Origin of the sequence: Rhizobacter terrae (assembly GCF_003852895.1) — a bacterium.
Taxonomy (GTDB): domain Bacteria; phylum Pseudomonadota; class Gammaproteobacteria; order Burkholderiales; family Burkholderiaceae_C; genus Albitalea; species Albitalea terrae.
In genome coordinates this window covers 202857-223877 of sequence record NZ_QUSW01000004.1, presented here as the reverse complement: position 1 = coordinate 223877, position 21021 = coordinate 202857, and the positions used below count along the sequence as shown (strand labels likewise).

Genomic DNA, 21021 nt, shown 5'->3' with positions numbered 1-21021 from the left:
CGCGTCACACGTGGCCGCGCCCCTTTTTGCATCTGGAGACCCCGAACATGACGTACCGTGCCCCCGTGAAGGACATGCTGTTCTGCATGCAGGAGCTGGCAGGGCTGGAGCAAGTCGCGAAGATCCCCGGCTTTGAAGATGCCGGCATCGAGACCGCGCAGGCCGTGCTGGAAGAGTCGGCCAAGCTCAATGAGGAAGTGGTGGCCCCGCTGAACGTGGAAGGCGACCGCCAGCCTTCGTATTGGAAGGACGGCAAGGTGTTCACCACCGCCGGCTTCAAGGAAGCCTTCAAGCAGTTCGGCGAAGGCGGCTGGCAAGGTCTGCAGCACCCGACTGACTTCGGCGGCCAAGGCTTGCCCAAGACGATCGCCGCGGCCTGCATCGAAATGCTCAACAGCGCCAACCTGAGCTTCGCGCTGTGTCCGCTGCTGACCGACGGCGCCATCGAGGCGTTGCTCACGGCCGGCAGCGACGAGCAGAAGGCCACCTACCTGCCCAAGATGATCTCGGGTGAGTGGACCGGCACGATGAACCTCACCGAGCCGCAAGCCGGCTCCGACCTCGCGCTGGTGCGCACGCGCGCCGAGCCTCAGCCTGACGGCACCTACAAGATCTTCGGCACCAAGATCTTCATCACCTACGGCGAGCACGACATGGCGGACAACATCGTCCACCTGGTGCTGGCCCGCGTGGCCGGTGCGCCCGAGGGCGTGAAGGGCATCAGCCTGTTCGTGGTGCCCAAGTTCCTGGTGAATGCCGATGGTTCGCTGGGCGCGCGCAACGACGCGCACTGCGTGAGCATCGAACACAAGCTGGGCATCAAGGCCAGCCCGACGGCCGTTCTGCAGTTCGGTGACCACGGGGGCGCCATCGGCACGCTGGTGGGCCAGGAGAACCGCGGCCTCGAATACATGTTCATCATGATGAATGCCGCACGCTACGCGGTGGGCATCCAGGGCATCGGCGTGGCCGAGCGCGCCTACCAGAAGGCGGTGGAGTACGCGCGCGAGCGCATCCAGTCGCGCCCGGTGGACGGCTCGCAGCCGGGCAGTGCGGCCATCATCCATCACCCCGACGTGAAGCGCATGCTGATGACCATGCGTGCCTACACCGAAGGCTGCCGCGCGCTGGCCATCGTGTCGGGCGCGGCGTACGACGCGGCGCACAACCACCCCGATGCCGAGGTGCGCAAGCAGAACCAGGCCTTCTACGAATTCATGGTGCCGCTGGTGAAGGGCTACAGCACCGAGATGAGCCTGGAGGTCACGAGCCTGGGTGTGCAGGTGCACGGCGGCATGGGGTTCATCGAGGAGACCGGCGCGGCGCAGTACTACCGCGACGCGAAGATCCTCACCATCTACGAAGGCACGACGGCCATCCAGGCCAACGACCTCGTGGGCCGCAAGACGGCGCGTGATGGCGGCACGACGGCCAAGGCCATCGCCAAGCAGATCGAAGTGACTGAAGCTGCTCTGGCAAAGCGCGAGAGCGCCGACGCCCGCGCCATGGCCAAGCGCCTGAAGGCCGCGCGCGAGGCCTTCGTGCAAGTGGTGGACTTCATCGCTGCCAACACGAAGTCGAACCCGAACGCCGCCTTCGCTGGCTCGGTGCCGTACCTCATGCTGGCTGGCAACGTGATGGCCGGCTGGCAGATGGCGCGAGCCCTGCTCGTGGCCGAAGAACAGCTCGCCGACGGCAAGGGCGACAACGCCTTCCTCAAGGCCAAGGTGACCACCGCACGCTTCTACGCCGACCACCTGCTGAGCAAGGCTCCCGCCACGCGGGACGCCATCGTGGAAGGCGCCGACAGCGTGACCGCCTTGGCGCTCGACGCGTTCTGATCTGTCACGCCCGTGACTGAACCGCATCCGGTGTGCCGAGCACACTGGGTGCGCGAATGAATTCCTGGAGACACCCCGTGCCCATGCCGCCCGTCCTCGCGAACCTGCCGCTGCCCATCATCGGCTCGCCGCTGTTCATCATCAGCAACCCCAAGCTCGTGATCGAGCAGTGCAAGGCAGGCGTGGTCGGTTCGATGCCGGCGCTCAATGCGCGTCCCGCATCGCAACTCGATGAGTGGCTCGCCGAGATCACCGAGACGCTGGCAGGCTACAACCGCGCGAACCCGGACAAGCCCGCGGCGCCGTTCGCCATCAACCAGATCGTGCACAAGAGCAATGACCGGCTGCAGCACGACATGGAACTGTGCGCGAAGTACAAGGTGCCCATCATCATCACTTCGCTGGGTGCGCGCACGGACGTGAACGACGCGGTGCACGCCTGGGGCGGCGTGGTGCTGCACGACATCATCAACAACACCTTCGCGAAGAAGGCGATCGAGAAGGGCGCGGATGGCCTCATCGCCGTGGCAGCGGGTGCCGGCGGCCATGCGGGCGTCAAGAGCCCGTTCGCGCTGATCCAGGAGATCCGAACCTGGTTTGACGGCCCGGTCGCGCTCAGCGGCTCCATCGCCACCGGCGGGGCGGTGCTGGCCGCGCGTGCGATGGGGGCGGACTTCGCCTACATCGGCTCGGCCTTCATCGCCACCGAGGAGGCGCGGGCGGTGGAAGGCTACAAGCAGATGATTGTCGAGAGCACCAGCGACGACATCGTCTACTCCAACCTCTTCACCGGCGTGCACGGCAACTACCTGAAGGGCTCCATCCGCGCCGCGGGCCTGGACCCGGACGCCTTGCCCGAGAGCGACCCCAGCGCGATGAACTTCGGCGGCGACGCCAAGAAGGCCTGGAAGGACATCTGGGGCTGCGGCCAGGGCATCGGCGCGATCAAGGAAGTCGTGCCGGCGGGCGCGCTGGTGGAGCGGCTCAAGCGTGAATACGAAGAGGCGCGGCAGGCGCTGAAGCTGGCCTAGGCCAGTTCAGGCTCAGATCGCCCAGCGCCAGTGCGCCACGGGCGGTGCTTGCGACGCCACGCCGCCGTCCGGCTGCTGCAGCACACGTTGCAGCACCCGGTCCTCGAACGCGGCGAAGGCCGCATCGCCGCGTGAGCGCGGACGCGCGAGCGGCACGCGCTGGTCGAAGGCCAGGCGCTGATCCTCGATCAACAGCACGCGGTCGGCCAACGCGACGGCTTCACCCACGTCGTGCGTCACCAGCAAGGCGGTGAAGCCTTGCTCGCGCCACAGTCGCTCGATCAGCGCATGCATCTCGATGCGGGTCAGCGCATCCAGCGCACCCAGGGGCTCATCCAGCAGCAGCAGGCGAGGGCGGTGCACCAGCGCACGAGCCAACGCCACCCGTTGACGCTGGCCGCCTGACAGCGTCGCCGGCCAATCGTGCGCGCGATCGGCCAGGCCCACGTCATCCAGCGCTTCAAGGGCTTGCCGCCGCACGTGCGGACCCTTCAGCCCGATGGCCACGTTGTCCAGCACGCGTTTCCAGGGCAGCAGCCGGGCGTCCTGGAACATGATGCGCAGGTCCGGGTTGATGCCGTCCACCGCGGGTTCGGCACCGAAGCGCACGGACCCATGGCTTGGCGCGTCCAGCCCGGCGATCAGCCTGAGCAAGGTGCTCTTGCCGCAGCCGCTGCGGCCCACGAGCGCAATGAACTCACCAGGGCGCACTTGCAGATGGACATCTCGAAGCACATGGCGATCGCCGAAGGACTTGCCCAGGCCGTCCACGCTGATGGGCAACCCGTTGCCCGAACGCTCTCTCGGGAATGGAATGGGCTCGCGAAACGTGCCCAGCGGCTCACGCATCAGCCGCGCGGCCCAGGGTTCGAAATCGAGTTCGGTCACGGTGTTCATTCGTCGCCTCATGTGGGCTGAGCCTGGTAGCCGGGGTGCCAGCGCAGCCATACCCGCTCCAGACCCTTGGCCGCCACGTCGGCCAGCTTGCCCAGCAAGGCGTAGAGCAGGATGCCCACGACCACGATGTCGGTATGCAGGAACTCGCGGGCATTCATCGTCATGTAGCCGATGCCCGCCTGCGCCGACACGGTCTCGGCCACGATGAGCAGCACCCACATCAGGCCCAGCGAGAAGCGCAGGCCCACGAGGATGGAAGGCAGCGCGCCCGGCAGGATGACCTGCCGGTACAGCGCGAAGCCCGACAGGCCGTAGCTGCGCGCCATCTCGATCAGCCCCCGGTCGACGCTGCGGATGCCGTGGAAGGTGTTGAGGTAGATGGGAAAGAACACGCCCACCGCGACGAGGAAGAGCTTGGCCGATTCGTCGATGCCGAACCACAGGATCACCAGCGGGATGAGCGCCAGCGGCGGGATGTTGCGCACCATCTGCAGGGTCGAGTCGAGCAGGGTTTCGGCGCTGCGGAACGTGCCGGTCAGCAGCCCCAGCAAGAGGCCCAGTCCGCCGCCGATGGCCAGGCCGCTGAAGGCCCGCGCCGCGCTCACGCTCACGTGTTGCCACAACTCGCCCGACCTGAGCAGCGTCCACAGCGCGGTGAGCACGGCCCAGGGCTCGGGCAGCACGCGGGTGGACAACCAGCCCGCACGTGCCGACAGCTCCCAGGCGGCCACGAGGCCGATCGGCACGAGCCAGGGCGCGATGCGCCGTTGCCAGTTCGACGCCATCTCAGCTCGCCGCGCGCGCCAGCGTGACGCCGCCGTTGGCGACCAGCTCGCCGAAGGGGCCGGTCAGCGTGGGTGCGCTGAGCTTGCGCTGCGTGTCCAGCGGCAGCAGCGGGAAGACCAGCTCGGCGAAGCGGTGGGCTTCTTCCAGGTGCGGGTAGCCCGAGAGGATGAAATGTTCCAGCCCCAGCGCCGCGTATTCCTGGATGCGCGCGGCCACCTGCTGCGGATTGCCCACCAGCGCCGTGCCCGCGCCGCCGCGCACCAGGCCCACGCCAGCCCACAGGTTGGGCGCGATCTCCAGGCCTTCGCGCACGTTCTTCGGGTTGAATCGCCCGCCATGCAGCTCGGCCATGCGGCGCTGTCCCACGGAGTCCATCTGCGAGAACTTCTTCTGCGCCGCGGCGACCGTGGCTTCGTCCAGGTGCGACACCAGCGACTGCGCCGCGGCCCAGGCTTCGTCTTCCGTCTCGCGGACGATGACGTGCAGGCGAATGCCGAAGTCCAGCGTGCGTCCATGCCGGGCAGCTCGCTCGCGGATGTCGGCGACCTTCTTCGCGACGGCAGCCGGAGGCTCGCCCCAGGTGAGGTAGGTGTCCAGCTGCTGCGCGGCCAGTTCATGCGCTGCCTCCGATGAACCGCCGAAGAAGGCGCGGGGGTAGGGTTTTTGCACCGGCGGATAGAGCAGCTTGCCGCCGCGGACCTGCAGGTGCTCGCCCTCGAAATCGACGCTCGATCCCTCATGGCTGCGGGCCAGCAGTTCGCGCCAGATGGTCATGAACTCGGCCGACAGCTCGTAGCGCTTCTCATGGTCGAGGAACAGGCCGTCGCCTTCGAGTTCCTCCGCATCGCCGCCGGTGACCAGGTTGACCAGCACGCGCCCGCCCGACAGGCGATCCAGCGTGGCGGCCATGCGCGCAGACACGGCGGGCTGTACCAATCCGGGCCGCAGGGCGACGAGGAATTTCAGGCGGCGCGTCGCGTCGATGAGACTGGCTGCGACGATCCACGAGTCCTCGCAGGAGCGGCCGGTGGGAATCAGCACGCCCTCGTAGCCCAGCGTGTCGGCGGCGATGGCGATCTGCTTGAAGTAGTTGAAGTCGGCCACGCGCGCGCCCTGCGTGGTGCCGAGGTAGCGCGAATCGCCGTGGGTGGGAATGAACCAGAAGATCTTCATGCGGGGCTCTTCAAGACGATGTCGGAAACGCGGATGGGCTTGGGAATGAGCTGCAGCTTGTGGAAGGCATCGGCCACGCGCTGCTGCTCGGCCACGATCTGCGCGGTGATGGGACCGACGGGCGCGGCAGGCCTGCGCTCCAGGAAGCGGTGCACGGTGCTCAGGTTCAGGCCGGTGAAATCGGCCACCTGCTGCGCGGCTTCCTTGCGGTTGGTGCGCGACCACGCCTCGGCTTCGGTAATCGTCTCGAACAAGGCCTTCAACACTGCAGGCTGCGAGGCGAATGCGGGCGAAGCGAGGTAGACGGTGTTGTTGTTCGTCAGTCCGCGGCTCGTGACGAGGATGCGCGTGTTGCCTGCGATCTCCGCCGCGGCGAAGTACGGATCCCAGATGGCCCAGGCATCGACCGACCCGCGCTCGAAGGCGGCGCGGGCCTCGGCCGGTGCGAGGGCCACCGGCGTGAAGTCGCTCCAGGCGATGCCGGCTTTCTCCAGGGCGCGAACGGTCAGGAAGTGCGCGCTGGAGCCGCGTTGGAACGCGAGCTTGCGGCCCTTGAGGTCGGTCAGCGTTCGGATGGGCGAGTCCGGCTTGACGAGGATGGCCGATGCATCGGGCTTGGGTGGTTCAGCGCCGACGTAGACAAGGTCCTTGCCTGCGGCCTGCGCGAACACCGGTGGCGAATCGCCGGTGGCGCCGAAGTCCACGCTGCCCACGGCCAAGGCCTCGAGCAGTTGGGGGCCGGCCGGGAATTCCACCCAGCTCACCCGTGTGGAAGGCAGGCGCTTCTCCAGCGTGCCGCGCAGCTTGAGAAAGACCAGGTTGACGGACCCTTTCTGGAAGCCGATGCGCAGCTCCTTGGGCGCGTCGGCCGCCTGCGCACGGCGAAGCGGCGACCACCATGCGGCCGTGGCGGCGACGATGAGGGTGGCTCGGCGGGTGATGGCGGCGTCTTGGCTCATGCGGCGGCCCCGTTTCAGCGATCAGCCTGTGCCGTGGCCTGCCCCTTTGCGGGCAAGGCATCCGCGATGCGGATGGCCTTCGGAATCAGCTTGAGCGCGAAGAAGGCGTCGGCGATGCGCTGCTGCTCGGCGGCGACCGCCGGTGTGATCGGCTGGATGCCGTAGCCGAAGCGGCGCGCGGCCGTCTCGGCGATGTTCACGTCCAGGCCGATCTGCGGCGCGAGGAACTGGGCGACGTCCTTCGGGTTCTTGTCGGCCCACTGGTCGAGCCTGGCCAGTTCCTCGACGATGGCCTGGATGACGCGTGGCTGCTTCTCGGCATAGCCGCGCGAGGCCAGGTAGAACTGGTGGTTGGCCACGAGCTTGCTGCCGTCGGCCAGCACCCGTGCGCCCAGCTGCTGCTGGGCAGCGGCGAGGAAGGGATCCCAGATCACCCAGGCGTCCACGGCACCGCGCTCGAAGGCGGCCCGGGCATCGGCCGGCGGCAGGAACACGGGTTGGATGTCGGTGTACTTCAGGCCGGCCTGCTCGAGCGCGCGCACCAGCAGGTAGTGCACGTTCGAACCCTTGTTGAGCGCGACGCGCCTGCCCTTGAGTTCGGCCACCGACTTCAGCGTGGAGCCCTTGGGCACGACGATGGCCTCGGCCGTCGGCGCTGGCGGCTGGTTCGCGACATACAGGAGGTCCGCGCCCGCTGCCTGGGCAAAGATGGGCGGCGCTTCGCCCACGGTACCGAAGTCGATGGAGCCGACGTTGAGTGCCTCCAGCAGCACCGGGCCGGCAGGGAATTCGGTCCACTTCACCTCGATGCCTTGCGGTGCGAGCCGTTTTTCGAGATCGCCGCGTGCTTTCAGCAAGGTGAGGGTGCCGTACTTCTGGTAGCCGATGCGCAGCGTCTGTTTGGCGGTCTGCGCAAAGGCATGGCCGGTCAGCAAAAGGGCGGCGCCCAGCAGGCCATGGACAAGGCTTCGGCGGATGAGCGAGGTGTTCATGCGGATTCAGTGATCGGGAGTCGAGACGGGGTGGAATGGGGCAGGGCCGGCCACTGCGCGGCCAGCGGCGCCAGCGCGCGCTCCAGGCGAGCCAGCACGGCGTCGTCGGGCAGGTAGCCCAGGGTGTCGTGAGGGGGCATCTGCGAATCGGCCACGAACACGCCGTCCAGCAGGTGGCGCGCGCCCAGGGCGCCCAGCACGGGCTTGAGCGCGTAGTCGATGGCCAGCAGGTGCACGGGCGATCCGCCGGTGGCCAGGGGCAGCACCACCTTGCCGGCCAGGGCGTCCTGGGGCAGCAGGTCCAGGAAGGTCTTGAGCAAGCCGCTGTAGGCCGCCTTGTAGACGGGCGTGCCGACGAGCACCACGTCGGCATCCAGCACGGCGTCGATGGCCGAGCACAAGTCCGGGTCGCGGAAGTCAGCGGTCAGCAGGGAAAACGCCGGCAGTCCGCGAAGGTTCAGCTGGCGTGCGGTCTTCGCGCGCGGGGCGAGGTGCTTGTGGGCCCATTCCAGCAGCCACGCGGAGCGCGAGCGTGGCGATGGGCTTCCTGACAGACTGACGACCTGCATGGGCGTGGGGCGTGCTGTGTTGCGATGCCGTCACGGTAGTGCTGGCCTTCGTGCACACGAAGGAATTCGTTCGAGCTTGCATATGGAAGCGGTGCATATCGCCGAGACCGGCCGGTCTTATGGGCATATGCGTACCAGCACTTGCGCGTCGCGGGATTGCGTCATACGCAACATCGGGGCGGGTACAACGGTGTTACAGTGCGCCCCGTACCACCAAGGTCCTTCCCGTCCCCTTTTCTGGCAACAGTAAAGGCGGGTCGCAATCCGCCAACCGGTCAAGCCGTGTCGCGGAAGGTTTTTCAACCCACTGTCGTGCCGGAAACCGGCGCAAGAGGTGAGCGAGATGATGCAGGAATACAGGTCGAATTCGTACCTGTTCGGGGGCAATGCGCCCTATGTCGAGGAGATGTACGAACAGTACCTCGACAACCCGGGCTCCGTGCCCGACAACTGGCGCGCGTACTTCGACGCGCTGCAAAACGTTCCCGCTGTTGACGGCTCCGAGTCCCGCGACGTCCCGCACGCGCCGGTCATCGAGTCCTTCGCGCAGCGCGCCAAGGCCAACGCCTTCGGCAACAAGGCCAGCAGCACCGACCTCGCCATCGCGCGCAAGCAGGTCCACGTCCAGTCGCTGATCGCCGCCTACCGCTTCCTGGGTTCCCGCTGGGCCGACCTCGATCCGCTCAAGCGCCAGGAACGCCCCAAGATTCCCGAGCTGGAGCCGGCGTTCTACGACCTGAGCGAGTCCGACATGGACATCTCGTTCAGCGCGACGAACACCTACTTCACCACCGCCGAGAACATGACCCTGCGCGAGATCGTGCAGGCGCTGCGCGACACCTACTGCGGCAGCATCGGCGCCGAGTACATGCACATCACCGAGCCGACTGAAAAGCGCTGGTGGCAGCAAAAGCTCGAAGCCATCCGCTCCAAGCCCACGTTCACGGCCGAGCAGAAGATCCACATCCTCGACCGCCTCACGGCCGCTGAAGGCCTGGAGCGCTACCTGCACACCAAGTACGTCGGCCAGAAGCGCTTCTCGCTGGAAGGCGGCGAGAGCTTCATCGCCTCGATGGACGAACTGGTGCAGCGCGGCGGCGCCAAGGGCGTGCAGGAGATCGTGATCGGCATGGCCCACCGCGGCCGCCTGAACGTGCTGGTGAACACCCTGGGCAAGGCGCCTGCCGAACTCTTCAGCGAGTTCGAGCACACCGCCCCCGAGAACCTGCCCTCTGGTGACGTGAAGTACCACCAGGGCTTCTCCAGCGACATGAGCACGCCTGGCGGCCCCGTCCACCTGAGCCTGGCCTTCAATCCCTCGCACCTGGAAATCGTGAACCCGGTGGTCGAAGGCTCCGTGAAGGCCCGCCTGGATCGCCGTTCCGACAAGGAAGGCGACTCCGTGCTGCCCATCCTCGTGCACGGCGACGCGGCCTTCGCCGGCCAGGGCGTGGTGATGGAAACGCTGGCGCTGGCCCAGACCCGCTACTACTACACCGGCGGCACGGTGCACCTGGTCATCAACAACCAGATCGGCTTCACCACCTCCGACCCGCGCGACACCCGCTCCACGCTGTACTGCACGGACGTGGTCAAGATGATCGAAGCCCCCGTGCTGCACGTGAATGGCGACGACCCGGAAGCCGTGGTGCTGTGCACGCAGCTCGCGCTGGACTACCGCCAGGAGTTCAACAAGGACGTGGTGGTCGACATCGTGTGCTTCCGCAAGCTCGGCCACAACGAGCAGGACACGCCCGCCCTCACGCAGCCGCTGATGTACAAGAAGATCGGCCAGCACCCCGGCACGCGCAAGCTGTACGCCGACAAGCTCGTCGCTCAGAAGGTGCTGCCCGCCGAGGGTCCGGACGACATGGTCAAGGCCTTCCGCGCCGCCATGGACGCCGGCAAGCACACCAACGACCCGGTGCTCACCAACTACAAGAGCAAGTACGCGGTGGACTGGTCGCCCTTCCTCGGCAAGAAGTGGACGGACGCGGCCGACACCGCGCTGCCGCTGGCCGAGGTGAAGCGCCTGGCCGAGCGCTGCACCACGCTGCCCGCCAACTTCAAGGCCCACCCGCTGGTCGAGAAGGTCATCGCCGACCGCGCGGCCATGGGCCGTGGCGAGATCAACGTCGACTGGGGCATGGGTGAGCACCTGGCCTACGCCTCGCTGGTGGCCAGCGGCTACGCCGTGCGCCTGTCGGGCGAAGACTGCGGCCGCGGCACGTTCACGCACCGCCATGCCGTGCTGCACGACCAGAAGCGCGAGAAGTGGGACGAAGGCACCTACACCCCGCTGCAGCACATCGCCGAGAACCAGGCTCCATTCGTCGTCATCGACTCGCTGCTGTCCGAAGAGGCCGTGCTCGGCTTCGAATACGGCTATGCGTCGGCTGATCCGAACACGCTGGTGATCTGGGAAGCGCAGTTCGGCGACTTCGCCAACGGCGCGCAGGTGGTGATCGACCAGTTCATCGCCTCGGGCGAGGTGAAGTGGGGCCGCGCCAATGGCCTCACGCTGATGCTGCCGCACGGCTACGAAGGCCAGGGCCCCGAGCACTCCTCGGCCCGCCTGGAACGTTTCATGCAGCTCGCCGCGGACAACAACATGCAGGTGGTGCAGCCGACCTCGGCCAGCCAGATCTTCCACCTGCTGCGCCGCCAGATGGTGCGCATGTTCCGCAAGCCGCTGATCATCATGACGCCGAAGTCGCTGCTTCGGAACAAGGATGCGTCGTCGCCGCTGGCCGAGTTCACCAAGGGCGAGTTCCGTACCGTGATCGGCGAGAGCCATCCCGACGTGGTGGCCGACAAGGTCAAGCGCATCATTGCCTGCTCGGGCAAGGTGGCCTACGACCTGATCAAGCGCCGCGACGAGAAGAAGTCCTTCGACACGGTCGTCGTGCGCGTGGAACAGCTGTACCCGTTCCCGCACAAGGCCTTCGCCGCCGAGCTGAAGAAGTACCCGAACGCCACCGAGATCGTGTGGTGCCAGGACGAGCCGCAGAACCAGGGCGCATGGTTCTTCGTGCAGCACTACGTGCACGAGAACATGACCGAAGGCCAGAAGCTCGGCTATGCCGGCCGTCCGGCCTCGGCGTCGCCTGCGGTCGGCTACGCCCACCTGCACCAGGAACAGCAGAAGGCGCTGCTCGACCAGGCCTTCGGCAAGCTCAAGGGCTTCGTGCTCACCAAGTGATCATGCCGCGGTCATGGCGGACGCTGCGCGCCGCCTTGACCGCCTGAGTGCGGCCGCCTGGAGGCGGCCGGCTCGCGCGGCGATGTGAATACCGAAAGACAAGAAATGGCAATCGTAGAAGTCAAGGTCCCGCAACTGTCCGAGTCGGTGGCCGAAGCCACCCTGTTGCAGTGGAAGAAGAAGCCCGGCGAAGCCGTGGCGATGGACGAAATCCTCATCGAGATCGAGACCGACAAGGTCGTGCTGGAAGTGCCCGCGCCGGCCGCTGGCGTGCTGGCCGAGGTCGTGAAGGCCGACGGCTCGAGCTGCGTGAGCGATGAAGTCATCGCGCGCATCGACACCGAAGCCGCTGCCAAGCCGGGCGCTGCCGCCGCTGCTCCGGCTCCGGCTGCTGCCGCTGCTCCCGTGGCCGCTGCTGCACCCGCCGCCGCTGCCGGTGGCTCCAAGAGCGACGTGGCCATGCCCGCCGCTGCCAAGCTCATGGCCGACAACAACCTCGCCGCCGGCTCCGTGGCCGGCACGGGCAAGGACGGCCGCGTGACCAAGGGCGACGTGCTCGGCGCGCTCGAAGGCGGCGCCAAGCCCGCAGCCGCTGCTGCGCCGGCTGTCAAGACGCCCGCCGCACCGGCCGTTGCCAAGCCGCTGCCCCCGGTGGCCGCGCCCGTCATGCAGAACCTGGGTGACCGCCCCGAGCAGCGCGTGCCGATGAGCCGCCTGCGCGCCCGCGTCGCCGAGCGCCTGCTGCAATCGCAGTCCACCAACGCCATCCTCACCACCTTCAACGAGGTGAACATGGCGCCGGTGATGGAAATGCGCAAGCGTTTCCAGGAGAAGTTCGAGAAGGAGCACGGCGTCAAGATCGGCTTCATGAGCTTCTTCGTGAAGGCCGCGGTGGCAGCGCTCAAGAAGTACCCGGTGCTCAACGCCTCGGTGGATGGCAACGACATCGTCTACCACGGCTACTTCGACATCGGCATCGCGGTGGGTTCGCCGCGCGGCCTGGTGGTGCCCATCCTGCGCAATGCCGACCAGATGAGCTTCGCCGACATCGAGAAGAAGATCGCCGAGTTCGGCCAGAAGGCCAAGGACGGCAAGCTCTCGCTCGACGAGCTGAGCGGCGGCACCTTCTCCATCTCCAACGGCGGCGTGTTCGGCTCGATGCTGTCCACCCCCATCATCAACCCGCCGCAATCGGCCATCCTGGGCGTGCACGCCACGAAGGACCGCGCGGTGGTGGAGAACGGCCAGGTCGTGGTGCGTCCGATCAACTACCTCGCGATGAGCTATGACCACCGCATCATCGACGGCCGCGAAGCGGTGCTGGGCCTGGTGGCCATGAAGGAGGCGCTCGAAGATCCCGCTCGCCTGCTGTTCGACATCTGAGGAGCGAGACCATGAGCAAGCAATTCGACGTGGTCGTCATCGGCGGCGGCCCGGGCGGCTACATCGCGGCCATCCGCGCAGCGCAGCTGGGCTTCAACACCGCCTGCATCGACGAATGGAAGAACGGCAAGGGCGGCCCCGCACCGGGCGGCACCTGCACGAACGTGGGCTGCATTCCCTCCAAGGCGCTGCTGCAGTCCAGCGAGCACTTCGAGCATGCCGGCCACCACTTCGCCGACCACGGCATCGGCCTGAAGGACCTGAGCATCGACGTCTCGAAGATGCTGGCCCGCAAGGACCAGGTCGTGAAGCAGAACAACGACGGCATCCTGTACCTGTTCAAGAAGAACAAGGTCACGTTCTTCCATGGCCGTGGTTCGTTCGTGAAGGCTGCCGATGGCGGCTATGAGATCAAGGTGGCGGGTGCGGCTGAAGAGAGCATCACCGGCAAGCACGTCATCCTGGCCACGGGCTCCAACGCCCGCGCACTGCCCGGCGCACCGTTCGACGAGGAGAACATCCTCTCCAACGACGGTGCGCTGCGCGTCGCATCCGTGCCGAAGAAGCTGGGCCTCATCGGCTCGGGCGTGATCGGCCTGGAGATGGGCTCGGTGTGGCGCCGCCTGGGTGCCGAGGTGACCGTGCTCGAAGCGCTGCCGACTTTCCTCGGCGCCGTCGACGAGCAGATCGCCAAGGAAGCGCACAAGGCCTTCACCAAGCAGGGCCTGAAGATCGAGCTGGGCGTGAAGGTGGGCGAGGTCAAGTCCGGCAAGAAGGGCGTGGCGGTGTCCTACACCACGGCCAAGGGCGAGGCGCAGACCCTCGAGGTGGACAAGCTCATCGTGTCCATCGGCCGCGTGCCCAACACCATCGGCCTGAACCCTGAGGCTGTCGGCCTGAAGCTCGACGAGCGCGGCGCCATCGTCGTGGACGACGAGTGCAAGACCAACCTGCCCAACGTCTGGGCGGTGGGCGACGTCGTGCGTGGCCCGATGCTCGCGCACAAGGCCGAGGAAGAAGGCGTGGCCGTGGCCGAGCGCATCGCCGGCCAGCATGGGCACGTGAACTTCAACACCATTCCGTGGGTGATCTACACCTCGCCGGAAATCGCCTGGGTGGGCCAGACCGAGCAGCAGCTCAAGGCCGCGGGCCGTGCCTACAAGGCCGGCACCTTCCCGTTCCTGGCCAATGGCCGGGCGCGGGCGCTGGGCGACACCACGGGCATGGTGAAGTTCCTGGCCGATGCGAAGACGGACGAAATCCTGGGCGTGCACATCGTCGGGCCGATGGCCTCGGAGCTGATCTCCGAAGCCGTGGTGGCGATGGAGTTCAAGGCCAGTGCAGAAGACATCGCGCGCATCTGCCACGCTCACCCGAGCCTGAGCGAGGCGACGAAGGAAGCGGCGCTGGCGGTGGACAAGCGCACGCTGAACTTCTGATCCGTTCGTGGCGGTCCGCGAACTCTATGAGGCGACGCTCGCCGAGCGCGGCTACAAGGCCGACCCGGCGCAGCTTCGCGCCATCGACGCACTGGAGCGCTGCGAGAACGAATGGGCCGACTACAAGGCCCGGCGCAGCAATGCGCTGACTAAGCTCATCAGCCGGCCACCCATCCCGCGAGGGGTGTACATGTACGGTGGGGTGGGGCGCGGCAAGAGCTTCCTGATGGACTGCTTCTTCAATGCCGTGCCCCTCACCCGCAAGACGCGGCTGCACTTCCACGAGTTCATGCGCGAGGTGCACCGCGAGCTGCAGGAACTCAAGGGCACGGTGAACCCGCTGCAGGAGCTGGGCCTGCGCATCTCGCGGCGCTACCGGCTCATCTGCTTCGATGAGTTCCACGTGGCCGACGTGACGGACGCGATGATCCTGCACCGGCTGCTGGAGTCGATGTTCGAGAACCGCGTGAGCATCGTCACCACCTCGAACTTCCATCCCGACGAGCTGTATCCCAACGGCCTGCACCGCGACCGCATCCTGCCGGCCATCGAGCTCCTGAAGGCCAAGCTGGAGGTGATCAGCGTGGACAACGGCACCGACTACCGGCGCCGCACGCTGGAGCAGGTGAAGCTGTATCACACGCCACTCGGGCCGATCGCGGACGTCGAGATGGCGAACGCCTTCGAGCGGCTGGCCGAAGCGAAGGATGAAAGCAAGGTCCTGTACATCGAGCACCGCGAGCTGCGTGCCAAGCGGCGCGCTGGCGGCGTGGTGTGGTTCGACTTCAAGGAGCTGTGCGGCGGCCCGCGTTCGCAGAACGACTACCTGGAGCTGGCCACGCAGTTCCACACGGTGATGGTGTCCAACGTGCCGCAGATGACACCGCGCCACGCCTCCGAGGCACGCCGCTTCACTTGGCTGGTGGACGTGATGTACGACCGCCGCGTGAAGCTCATCATGTCGGCCGCCGTGCCGGCGGAGGAGCTGTACGCCGAAGGGCCCCTGGCCCATGAGTTTCCGCGCACGGTCTCGCGCTTGTCCGAGATGCAGTCTGCGGAATTCCTCGCGCTCGCCCGGCGGGATGTGGATACTTCGCTGACATGAAGTACGCCACTTGCGCCGTCCTGCTCGCCATCTGCTTTGCATCCACCGCCGTGCAGGCGATGGACCCTGTGCAAGAGAGTGCCGAGCGCGACCGCATCAAGCGCGAGCGCGACCAGGCGGATGCGACCTACAAGGCTCGCGAGATCGAGTGCCGGCAGCGCTTCGTCGTCACACCCTGCCTCGACCAGGCACGCCGCGACCGACGTGAAGCCCTGGACCGCTTGCGCCAGCAACAGGAAGTGCTGGACGAGGCGCAGCGCAAGCAGCGTGCGGCGCAGCGCATGGACGAGATCCGCTCCAAGGTGAGCGGAGACGAGGCCAAGCAGCGCGAAGCGGCTGCGCAGAAGCGCCGTCGCCAACGGGTGGAGCCTGCGGTCAGCCAGCCTGAAGCGGCGGCGTCATCGCCGGCCGCGGTGCTCAAGCAGGAGCCGCCAGCGGCCGTGGCCACGCCGGCCTCGGCGAATGCATCGGCGATGGAAGTGCACGAGCAAAAGGCTCAGGCCTACGAGAAGCGGCAGAAGGAAGCCGCCGAGCACCGGGCCGAGGTGGAAGCGCGCAACGCCCAGCGCGCGGCCAATGGGAAGCCGCCAGCCAAGCCGTTGCCGACGCCTGCATCAGCGGCGTCCAGGAATTGATTCAAGCAAGCCGAGCGCTCAGCCCAGCGGATCGACGCGGATCAGCGCCAGCGAGAGGTTGTCGCCGCCCCCGCGTGCACGCTGCCTCGCCTTGCTCACCAGCATCTCGCTGGCCTCGCGCGGGGGCAGGGCGTGGACGATGGCGCCCAGTTCCTTGGGCGTGAAGTAGTGCCACAGGCCATCGCTGCAGGCGAGCATGCTGTCGCCGACTTCCAGCCGGTTGATGTGCCCGGCGGTCAGCGGCGGATCCTGCGTGGTGCCCAGGCAGCCGGTGAGCAGGTTGGACTGCGGGTGGTTGTTGGCTTCTTCTTCGGTAAGCTGGCCCTCGTCGACCAGGCGTTGCACGAAGGAATGGTCGATCGTGCGGGTCATCATGTCGGGCCCGCGGAAGTGATAGACCCGCGAATCGCCGGCGTGGATCACGTCGCATTCGCGATTGGGGCTGATGATGAAGGACGCGACCGTGCTGTGCGGCTCCTCTTCGGAGGTGATGGCCGTCAACTTGATCATGAGGTGGGCTTCGAGCACCAGTTGCTTGAGCGCCTCGGCCGGGTCGTCGCGCGACGGAACGTAGCGTTCGAACAACTGCTGCGCGGTGAGGATGACCTGGTCGGCCGCCTTGCGGCCACCGCTCTTGCCGCCCATGCCGTCGGCGAGTACTGACAGGGCACAGCCCGGAACACGGGCATGGGGGATGATCTGCACCTGGTCTTGCTGGTAGGCTCGATCGCCGCGGTGGATTCCGGTGGCGGCCGACAGGCGATAACCCAGCGTCGTGGTGCTCATGGTCGAAAACTATAATCGTTTTGCATTCAATGCCATCGCAGTAATCTTGCGAATTCGAGGCTTGATCCCACTAAATGCACACCCGCGCAACGCATGAGGGCCAATCCCGAGTGCCTTGACGCAGCCCATGAACGACAACCTCCACTCGCTCTCGCGCCGTCTCATCGAGCTGCGCATGGAACACGCCGATCTGGACAACCTGATCGACAAGGCACTCGTCGAGCAGCCGGACGACGAGCTCGTCCTGCGCCGGCTCAAGAAGCGGCGCCTGGCCCTGCGTGACCAGATCTCGCGGCTGGAAGCCGAGCTGGATCCGCCCGAGCCTGCATGACCGAAGAACCCAAGGCCCGGTCGCCTCTGCAGGAGGCGGTGGTGCACGCATTTGCCCAGGGCGGCGCGCTGTCGCAGGCGGACCCGCGCTACCGCGAGCGCGAGGTGCAATTGCACATGGCCCTGGAGGTGGCAGGGTCCATCGACGAGAAGAAGGCCCTGGTCGCTGAAGCCGGTACCGGTGTGGGAAAGACCTTCGCTTATCTCGTGCCCACGTTGCTGTCGGGCCAGCGCGCGCTCATCAGCACCGCGACCAAGAGCCTGCAGGACCAGCTCTTCCTGCGCGACCTGCCGCGCCTGCGTGATGCCTTGCAGGTGCCGGTGACGATCGCGCTGCTGAAGGGGAGGTCGAGCTACCTGTGCACGCATCGGCTGAACCAGGCGCGCCAGTCGGCATCGCTGCCCGACCGGTGGGCCGTGCGCACGCTGGCCAAGGTGGAGCAGTGGGCGCAGAAGACCGTCAGCGGCGACCTCGCCGAGATGGAAGGCCTGGATGAACGCAGCAGCGTCATTCCGCTGGTCACTTCCACGCGCGAGAACTGCCTGGGCAGCGAATGCCCCGAGTACCGCCAGTGCCACGTCATGAAGGCCAGGCGCGACGCCATGGCCGCCGACGTCGTGGTGGTGAACCACCATCTCTTCTTCGCCGACATGGCCTTGCGCGACAGTGGCGTGGCCGAGTTGCTGCCCAGCGTGGAGGTGGCCGTGTTCGACGAGGCCCACCAGCTGGGCGAGGCCGGCGTGCAGTTCCTGGGCACGACCATGGGCAGCGGGCAGGTGATCGACTTCGCACGCGACATGCTGGGCATCGGCTTGCAGCAGGCCCGCGGCCTCGCGCCGTGGGCAGACCTGTCTTCGGCCTGCGACCGGGCCGCGCGGGACCTGCGCATGGTCTGTGCCGGCCACCTGCGCGAGGTGCGCGGCAGCCTGAAGCTTCGATGGGAAGAGCGTGCGGGCAAGCCGGAGTTCGCCGAGTCGTTGAATGCACTGGGTGCGGCCTGCGAGGCCGCCAGGCAGGCGCTGGAAACGGTGGATGAGCTGGGGCCTGATTTCGACAAGCTGTCCGAACGGGCCGCATCGCTGGCATCGCTGGCACTGCGCTTCACCAAGGAGGCCGAAGCCGGCAACGTGCGATGGATCGACCTCACGCCGCACCAGTGCAGGCTGGTCGAATCACCGCTGGACATCCGCGATGCCCTGCGCGAGCAGATGGAGCGTGCCCCCAAGGCCTGGGTCTTCACTTCCGCCACGCTGGGCGATGACGACAAGCTGTCGTGGTTCACCGAGTCGGCGGGCCTCACCGATGCGAAGACGCTGCGCGCCGGCAGTCCCTTCGACTATCCGAACCATGCGCGGCTGTACGTGCCGCGAGGCTTTCCGAAGCCCAACGAGCCGGACCATTCCCGCTGCGTGGCCCAACTGGCCGCCGACTGCGCGCGTGCCCTTGGTGGCCGCACCTTCGTGCTGACCACCACGCTGCGGGCGCTGCAGACCATCGGCGAGGCGCTGCGCGAGAACTTCGACGGGCAGGGCGATGACATCCAGGTGCTGCTGCAAGGCAGCGTGCCCAAGCGGCAGCTGATGCAGCAGTTCCTCAATCAGCCGCGGTCTGTGCTGGTGGGCTCGCAAAGCTTCTGGGAAGGCATCGACGTGCCGGGCGATGCCTTGCAGTGCGTGCTCATCGACAAGCTGCCGTTTCCGCCGCCGAATGATCCGCTGGTCGAAGCCCGCGTGAAGCGGCTCGAGCAGGAGGGCCGCAATCCCTTCGCCGACTACTTCGTGGCCGAAGCGGCGGTGTCGCTCAAGCAGGGCGCGGGACGGCTGATTCGCAGCGAGACGGACCGTGGCCTGCTGGTGGTGTGCGACCCGCGCATGGCGGGCATGAACTACGGCAAGCGCCTGCGCGAGGCCTTGCCGCCCATGGCCCCTGTGGCCAGCCAGGCCGATGCGCTGGCGTGGCTTGGAGAGTTGTCGGGGATGAGCCTGCCGTTCATCTGAACGGCCGGGTCACATCACCAGAACTGCCACCACGAGCGCTCCTTCGAGCGCAGGCCTTCGGCGGTGAGGTAGGGGCTGGTCGGGAAGTTCTGGCGCAGCACCCGCTGGGCGTCGTCGTGCAGCTGCACCAAGCCCAGCTTCTCGTAGCTGCGCATCATGATGAACAGCGCCTCTTCGCTGGAGGGCGACTGCTGGAACTCCTGCACCGCCTGCTGGGCGCGGTTGGCGGCGGCCACGTAGGCCCCGCGCCGGTAGTAGTAGCGTGCCACGTGCACTTCGTACTGCGCCAGCGAGTTGGTGATGTAGTTCATGCGCACCTGCGCGTCCTCGGCGTAGCGGGACTGCGGGTACTGGTCGACCAGTTGCTTGAAGGACTGGAACGCGTCGCGCGACGCCTGCTGGTCGCGCTCGGACAGATCCTGCTTGGCAATGCTGCCCAGGATGCCCAGGTTGTCGTTGAAGTTCACCAGGCCCTGCAGGTACAGCGCATAGTCGGCCGCCGGACTGGTGGGATGCAGCTTGAGAAAGCGCTCGAGGGTCTGCAGTGCCTGGGCCTTCTCGCCGGTCTTGTAGAGCACGTAGGCATGTTCGATCTCGGCCTGCTGGGCCAGCAGCGTGCCGGCGGCACGGCCTTCAAGGCGCTCGAACAGCTTGCCGGCACGCTCGTAGTTGCCGTTGGCCGCTTCTTCCTTGGCCTCTGAATACAATTTGTCGGTCGACCAGCCGGAGGTTTCATCCTTGGTCGTGGTGCCGCAACCGGCCACCAGCCACGAGGCCATCAGAACCGACATCACGAGGCCCGAGGCCCGAACTGCAGAATGCTTCAGATTCATGTACTGATGGGCTGCCGCGCGCAGCGCCGTCCCGTCGAAAAATGAGCCCGGATTATAGGGTTGAGGGTTCCGACGAGCCCGACAGCCCGGGCAGCGACGACGCCGAGACCCGCGAGTGCGTGGTCGGCGACACGCTGCACGGCAGTCGGCTGGACAAGGCGCTGGTGAGCTTCGTGCCGGAATTCTCGCGCAGCCACCTGCAGACGCTCGTCGACGGCGGGCACGTCACCGTCGACGGCCGCGCCATCACGACCGCCTCGCGCAAGGTGCTGGCCGGCCAGCGCATCGCGGTCGAACTGGTCCCCACGCCCGAGAGCCAGGCCTTCCGGCCGGAGGACGTGCCGCTGTCGGTGCTGTTCGAGGACGACCACCTGCTGGTCATCGACAAGGCCGCGGGCGTCGTCGTGCATCCGGCAGCGGGCAACTGGTCGGGCACCATCCTGAACGGCTTGCTGGCCCATCACAAGGCGGCAGCCACCCTGCCTCGGGCCGGCATCGTGCATCGGCTGGACAAGGACACCTCCGGCCTCATGGTGGTGGGCAAAAGCCTGCAGGCGGTCACGGCGCTGGTGCGCGAGATCGCGGCGCGCAACGTGCACCGGCAGTACCTGGCCATCGCGCACGGCGTTCCGCGCAGCGACACCCTACGCATCGAGGCGCCCATCGGCCGCGATCCGCAGTCGCGGGTGCGCATGGCCGTCGTGGCTTCGGGCAAACCCGCGATGACCGACGTGCAGGTGCTGGTGCACTCCGACACGTTCAGCGGCCTGCGCTGCACCCTGCACACGGGTCGCACGCACCAGATCCGCGTGCACCTGGCCTCCAGGGGGCATCCGCTGGTGGGCGATGCGGTCTACGGCGGGTCGAACGTGCTGGGCATGCAGCGCCAGGCCTTGCACGCGCAACGCCTGGCGTTCGAGCATCCCATCCTCGGAACGCCGCTGGAATTCATCGCCGAGCCGCCCGCCGATTTCGTCGCGGCGTGGAAACAGATCACGCCGGGGCACTGAATCGCCCTGACCTTGGATACAATGCGTCATCCTTCGTGCCTTGCCGCGGTAT

The 21021-nt window shown here is 67.0% G+C and carries 18 protein-coding genes; 10 read left to right on the top strand and 8 right to left on the bottom strand.

The window, feature by feature from the left end; all coding sequences use genetic code 11:
• Window positions 1-47 precede the first annotated feature (47 nt).
• Both DZC73_RS15880 and DZC73_RS15875 read left to right on the top strand, forming a co-directional pair.
• Window positions 48-1841 (top strand): acyl-CoA dehydrogenase, encoded by a 1794-nt coding sequence (locus DZC73_RS15880; RefSeq protein WP_124541330.1) that lies wholly within the window; start codon window positions 48-50, stop codon window positions 1839-1841.
• 83 nt (window positions 1842-1924) lie between these two features.
• Entirely contained in the window at window positions 1925-2872 is a 948-nt protein-coding gene (locus tag DZC73_RS15875; RefSeq protein ID WP_124541329.1) for an NAD(P)H-dependent flavin oxidoreductase, read from the top strand.
• 12 nt (window positions 2873-2884) lie between these two features.
• On the opposite strand, the gene DZC73_RS15870 is transcribed toward DZC73_RS15875, so the two are convergent.
• The 6 genes from DZC73_RS15870 to ssuE are packed head-to-tail and all read right to left on the bottom strand — an operon-like array spanning window position 2885 to window position 8248.
• Window positions 2885-3769, bottom strand: a complete 885-nt coding sequence (locus tag DZC73_RS15870) for an ATP-binding cassette domain-containing protein (RefSeq protein WP_407924107.1) — start codon at window positions 3767-3769, stop codon at window positions 2885-2887.
• Between the two features lie 8 nt (window positions 3770-3777).
• Window positions 3778-4554, bottom strand: coding sequence for an aliphatic sulfonate ABC transporter permease SsuC (gene ssuC, locus DZC73_RS15865; RefSeq protein ID WP_124541328.1), 777 nt, complete (start codon window positions 4552-4554; stop codon window positions 3778-3780).
• Window position 4555: 1 nt separating this feature from the next.
• Complete coding sequence (gene ssuD / locus DZC73_RS15860; protein WP_124541327.1) at window positions 4556-5728, bottom strand: FMNH2-dependent alkanesulfonate monooxygenase; 1173 nt, start codon at window positions 5726-5728, stop codon at window positions 4556-4558.
• Window positions 5725-6687: an aliphatic sulfonate ABC transporter substrate-binding protein gene (locus tag DZC73_RS15855; protein ID WP_124541326.1), complete on the bottom strand. Its 963-nt coding sequence runs from the start codon at window positions 6685-6687 to the stop codon at window positions 5725-5727. The genes ssuD and DZC73_RS15855 overlap by 4 nt, the downstream gene beginning before the upstream one ends.
• A gap of 14 nt (window positions 6688-6701) precedes the next feature.
• Window positions 6702-7679, bottom strand: coding sequence for a sulfonate ABC transporter substrate-binding protein (locus tag DZC73_RS15850; protein ID WP_124541325.1), 978 nt, complete (start codon window positions 7677-7679; stop codon window positions 6702-6704).
• Window positions 7676-8248, bottom strand: coding sequence for an NADPH-dependent FMN reductase (gene ssuE / locus DZC73_RS15845; protein WP_124541324.1), 573 nt, complete (start codon window positions 8246-8248; stop codon window positions 7676-7678). Before ssuE ends, DZC73_RS15850 begins: the two co-directional genes overlap by 4 nt.
• 343 nt (window positions 8249-8591) lie before the next feature.
• On the opposite strand from ssuE, the gene DZC73_RS15840 reads away from it, so the two are divergent.
• From DZC73_RS15840 to DZC73_RS15820, 5 genes are all read left to right on the top strand, one after another.
• Window positions 8592-11450 carry a 2-oxoglutarate dehydrogenase E1 component gene (locus tag DZC73_RS15840; protein ID WP_124541661.1) on the top strand — a complete coding sequence of 953 codons (2859 nt, stop codon included), beginning with the start codon at window positions 8592-8594 and terminating at the stop codon, window positions 11448-11450.
• 105 nt (window positions 11451-11555) lie between these two features.
• Entirely contained in the window at window positions 11556-12833 is a 1278-nt protein-coding gene (gene odhB, locus DZC73_RS15835; protein WP_124541323.1) for a 2-oxoglutarate dehydrogenase complex dihydrolipoyllysine-residue succinyltransferase, read from the top strand.
• An 11-nt stretch (window positions 12834-12844) separates the two neighbouring features.
• On the top strand, window positions 12845-14272 hold the full coding sequence (gene lpdA, locus DZC73_RS15830; RefSeq protein WP_124541322.1) for a dihydrolipoyl dehydrogenase: 1428 nt from the start codon (window positions 12845-12847) through the stop codon (window positions 14270-14272).
• Between the two features lie 7 nt (window positions 14273-14279).
• Window positions 14280-15377 (top strand): cell division protein ZapE, encoded by a 1098-nt coding sequence (gene zapE, locus DZC73_RS15825; protein WP_124541321.1) that lies wholly within the window; start codon window positions 14280-14282, stop codon window positions 15375-15377.
• Window positions 15374-16012, top strand: a complete 639-nt coding sequence (locus tag DZC73_RS15820; protein ID WP_124541320.1) for a hypothetical protein — start codon at window positions 15374-15376, stop codon at window positions 16010-16012. Before zapE ends, DZC73_RS15820 begins: the two co-directional genes overlap by 4 nt.
• Before the next feature lie 18 nt (window positions 16013-16030).
• Here the strand turns inward: DZC73_RS15820 and DZC73_RS15815 are convergent, their stop codons facing one another.
• A complete protein-coding gene (locus tag DZC73_RS15815) occupies window positions 16031-16798 on the bottom strand; it encodes a PP2C family protein-serine/threonine phosphatase (protein WP_124541319.1) in 768 nt (255 codons plus the stop codon).
• A gap of 127 nt (window positions 16799-16925) precedes the next feature.
• Here DZC73_RS15815 and DZC73_RS15810 point away from each other — a divergent pair, with 127 nt between their 5' ends.
• Window positions 16926-17129 (top strand): YdcH family protein, encoded by a 204-nt coding sequence (locus DZC73_RS15810; protein ID WP_124541318.1) that lies wholly within the window; start codon window positions 16926-16928, stop codon window positions 17127-17129.
• Entirely contained in the window at window positions 17126-19126 is a 2001-nt protein-coding gene (locus DZC73_RS15805; protein ID WP_124541317.1) for an ATP-dependent DNA helicase, read from the top strand. The genes DZC73_RS15810 and DZC73_RS15805 overlap by 4 nt, the downstream gene beginning before the upstream one ends.
• Before the next feature lie 14 nt (window positions 19127-19140).
• Here the strand turns inward: DZC73_RS15805 and DZC73_RS15800 are convergent, their stop codons facing one another.
• A complete protein-coding gene (locus DZC73_RS15800; RefSeq protein WP_235835153.1) occupies window positions 19141-19959 on the bottom strand; it encodes an outer membrane protein assembly factor BamD in 819 nt (272 codons plus the stop codon).
• A 41-nt stretch (window positions 19960-20000) separates the two neighbouring features.
• On the opposite strand from DZC73_RS15800, the gene DZC73_RS15795 reads away from it, so the two are divergent.
• Window positions 20001-20969 (top strand): RluA family pseudouridine synthase, encoded by a 969-nt coding sequence (locus DZC73_RS15795; RefSeq protein ID WP_124541316.1) that lies wholly within the window; start codon window positions 20001-20003, stop codon window positions 20967-20969.
• Window positions 20970-21021 lie beyond the last annotated feature (52 nt).

What these genes read in the sequence shown, in the direction of transcription:
- DZC73_RS15805 (WP_124541317.1), top strand. Translation starts at nt 17,126, where the DNA reads ATGACCGAAGAACCCAAGGCCCGGTCGCCTCTGCAGGAGGCGGTGGTG.
- DZC73_RS15800 (WP_235835153.1), bottom strand. Translation starts at nt 19,959, where the DNA reads ATGAATCTGAAGCATTCTGCAGTTCGGGCCTCGGGCCTCGTGATGTCG.
- ssuE (WP_124541324.1), bottom strand. Translation starts at nt 8,248, where the DNA reads ATGCAGGTCGTCAGTCTGTCAGGAAGCCCATCGCCACGCTCGCGCTCC.
- ssuC (WP_124541328.1), bottom strand. Translation starts at nt 4,554, where the DNA reads ATGGCGTCGAACTGGCAACGGCGCATCGCGCCCTGGCTCGTGCCGATC.
- DZC73_RS15880 (WP_124541330.1), top strand. Translation starts at nt 48, where the DNA reads ATGACGTACCGTGCCCCCGTGAAGGACATGCTGTTCTGCATGCAGGAG.
- DZC73_RS15850 (WP_124541325.1), bottom strand. Translation starts at nt 7,679, where the DNA reads ATGAACACCTCGCTCATCCGCCGAAGCCTTGTCCATGGCCTGCTGGGC.
- DZC73_RS15875 (WP_124541329.1), top strand. Translation starts at nt 1,925, where the DNA reads ATGCCGCCCGTCCTCGCGAACCTGCCGCTGCCCATCATCGGCTCGCCG.
- DZC73_RS15810 (WP_124541318.1), top strand. Translation starts at nt 16,926, where the DNA reads ATGAACGACAACCTCCACTCGCTCTCGCGCCGTCTCATCGAGCTGCGC.
- DZC73_RS15795 (WP_124541316.1), top strand. Translation starts at nt 20,001, where the DNA reads ATGAGCCCGGATTATAGGGTTGAGGGTTCCGACGAGCCCGACAGCCCG.
- odhB (WP_124541323.1), top strand. Translation starts at nt 11,556, where the DNA reads ATGGCAATCGTAGAAGTCAAGGTCCCGCAACTGTCCGAGTCGGTGGCC.
- DZC73_RS15855 (WP_124541326.1), bottom strand. Translation starts at nt 6,687, where the DNA reads ATGAGCCAAGACGCCGCCATCACCCGCCGAGCCACCCTCATCGTCGCC.
- DZC73_RS15870 (WP_407924107.1), bottom strand. Translation starts at nt 3,769, where the DNA reads ATGAACACCGTGACCGAACTCGATTTCGAACCCTGGGCCGCGCGGCTG.
- DZC73_RS15820 (WP_124541320.1), top strand. Translation starts at nt 15,374, where the DNA reads ATGAAGTACGCCACTTGCGCCGTCCTGCTCGCCATCTGCTTTGCATCC.
- DZC73_RS15840 (WP_124541661.1), top strand. Translation starts at nt 8,592, where the DNA reads ATGATGCAGGAATACAGGTCGAATTCGTACCTGTTCGGGGGCAATGCG.
- ssuD (WP_124541327.1), bottom strand. Translation starts at nt 5,728, where the DNA reads ATGAAGATCTTCTGGTTCATTCCCACCCACGGCGATTCGCGCTACCTC.
- DZC73_RS15815 (WP_124541319.1), bottom strand. Translation starts at nt 16,798, where the DNA reads ATGAGCACCACGACGCTGGGTTATCGCCTGTCGGCCGCCACCGGAATC.
- lpdA (WP_124541322.1), top strand. Translation starts at nt 12,845, where the DNA reads ATGAGCAAGCAATTCGACGTGGTCGTCATCGGCGGCGGCCCGGGCGGC.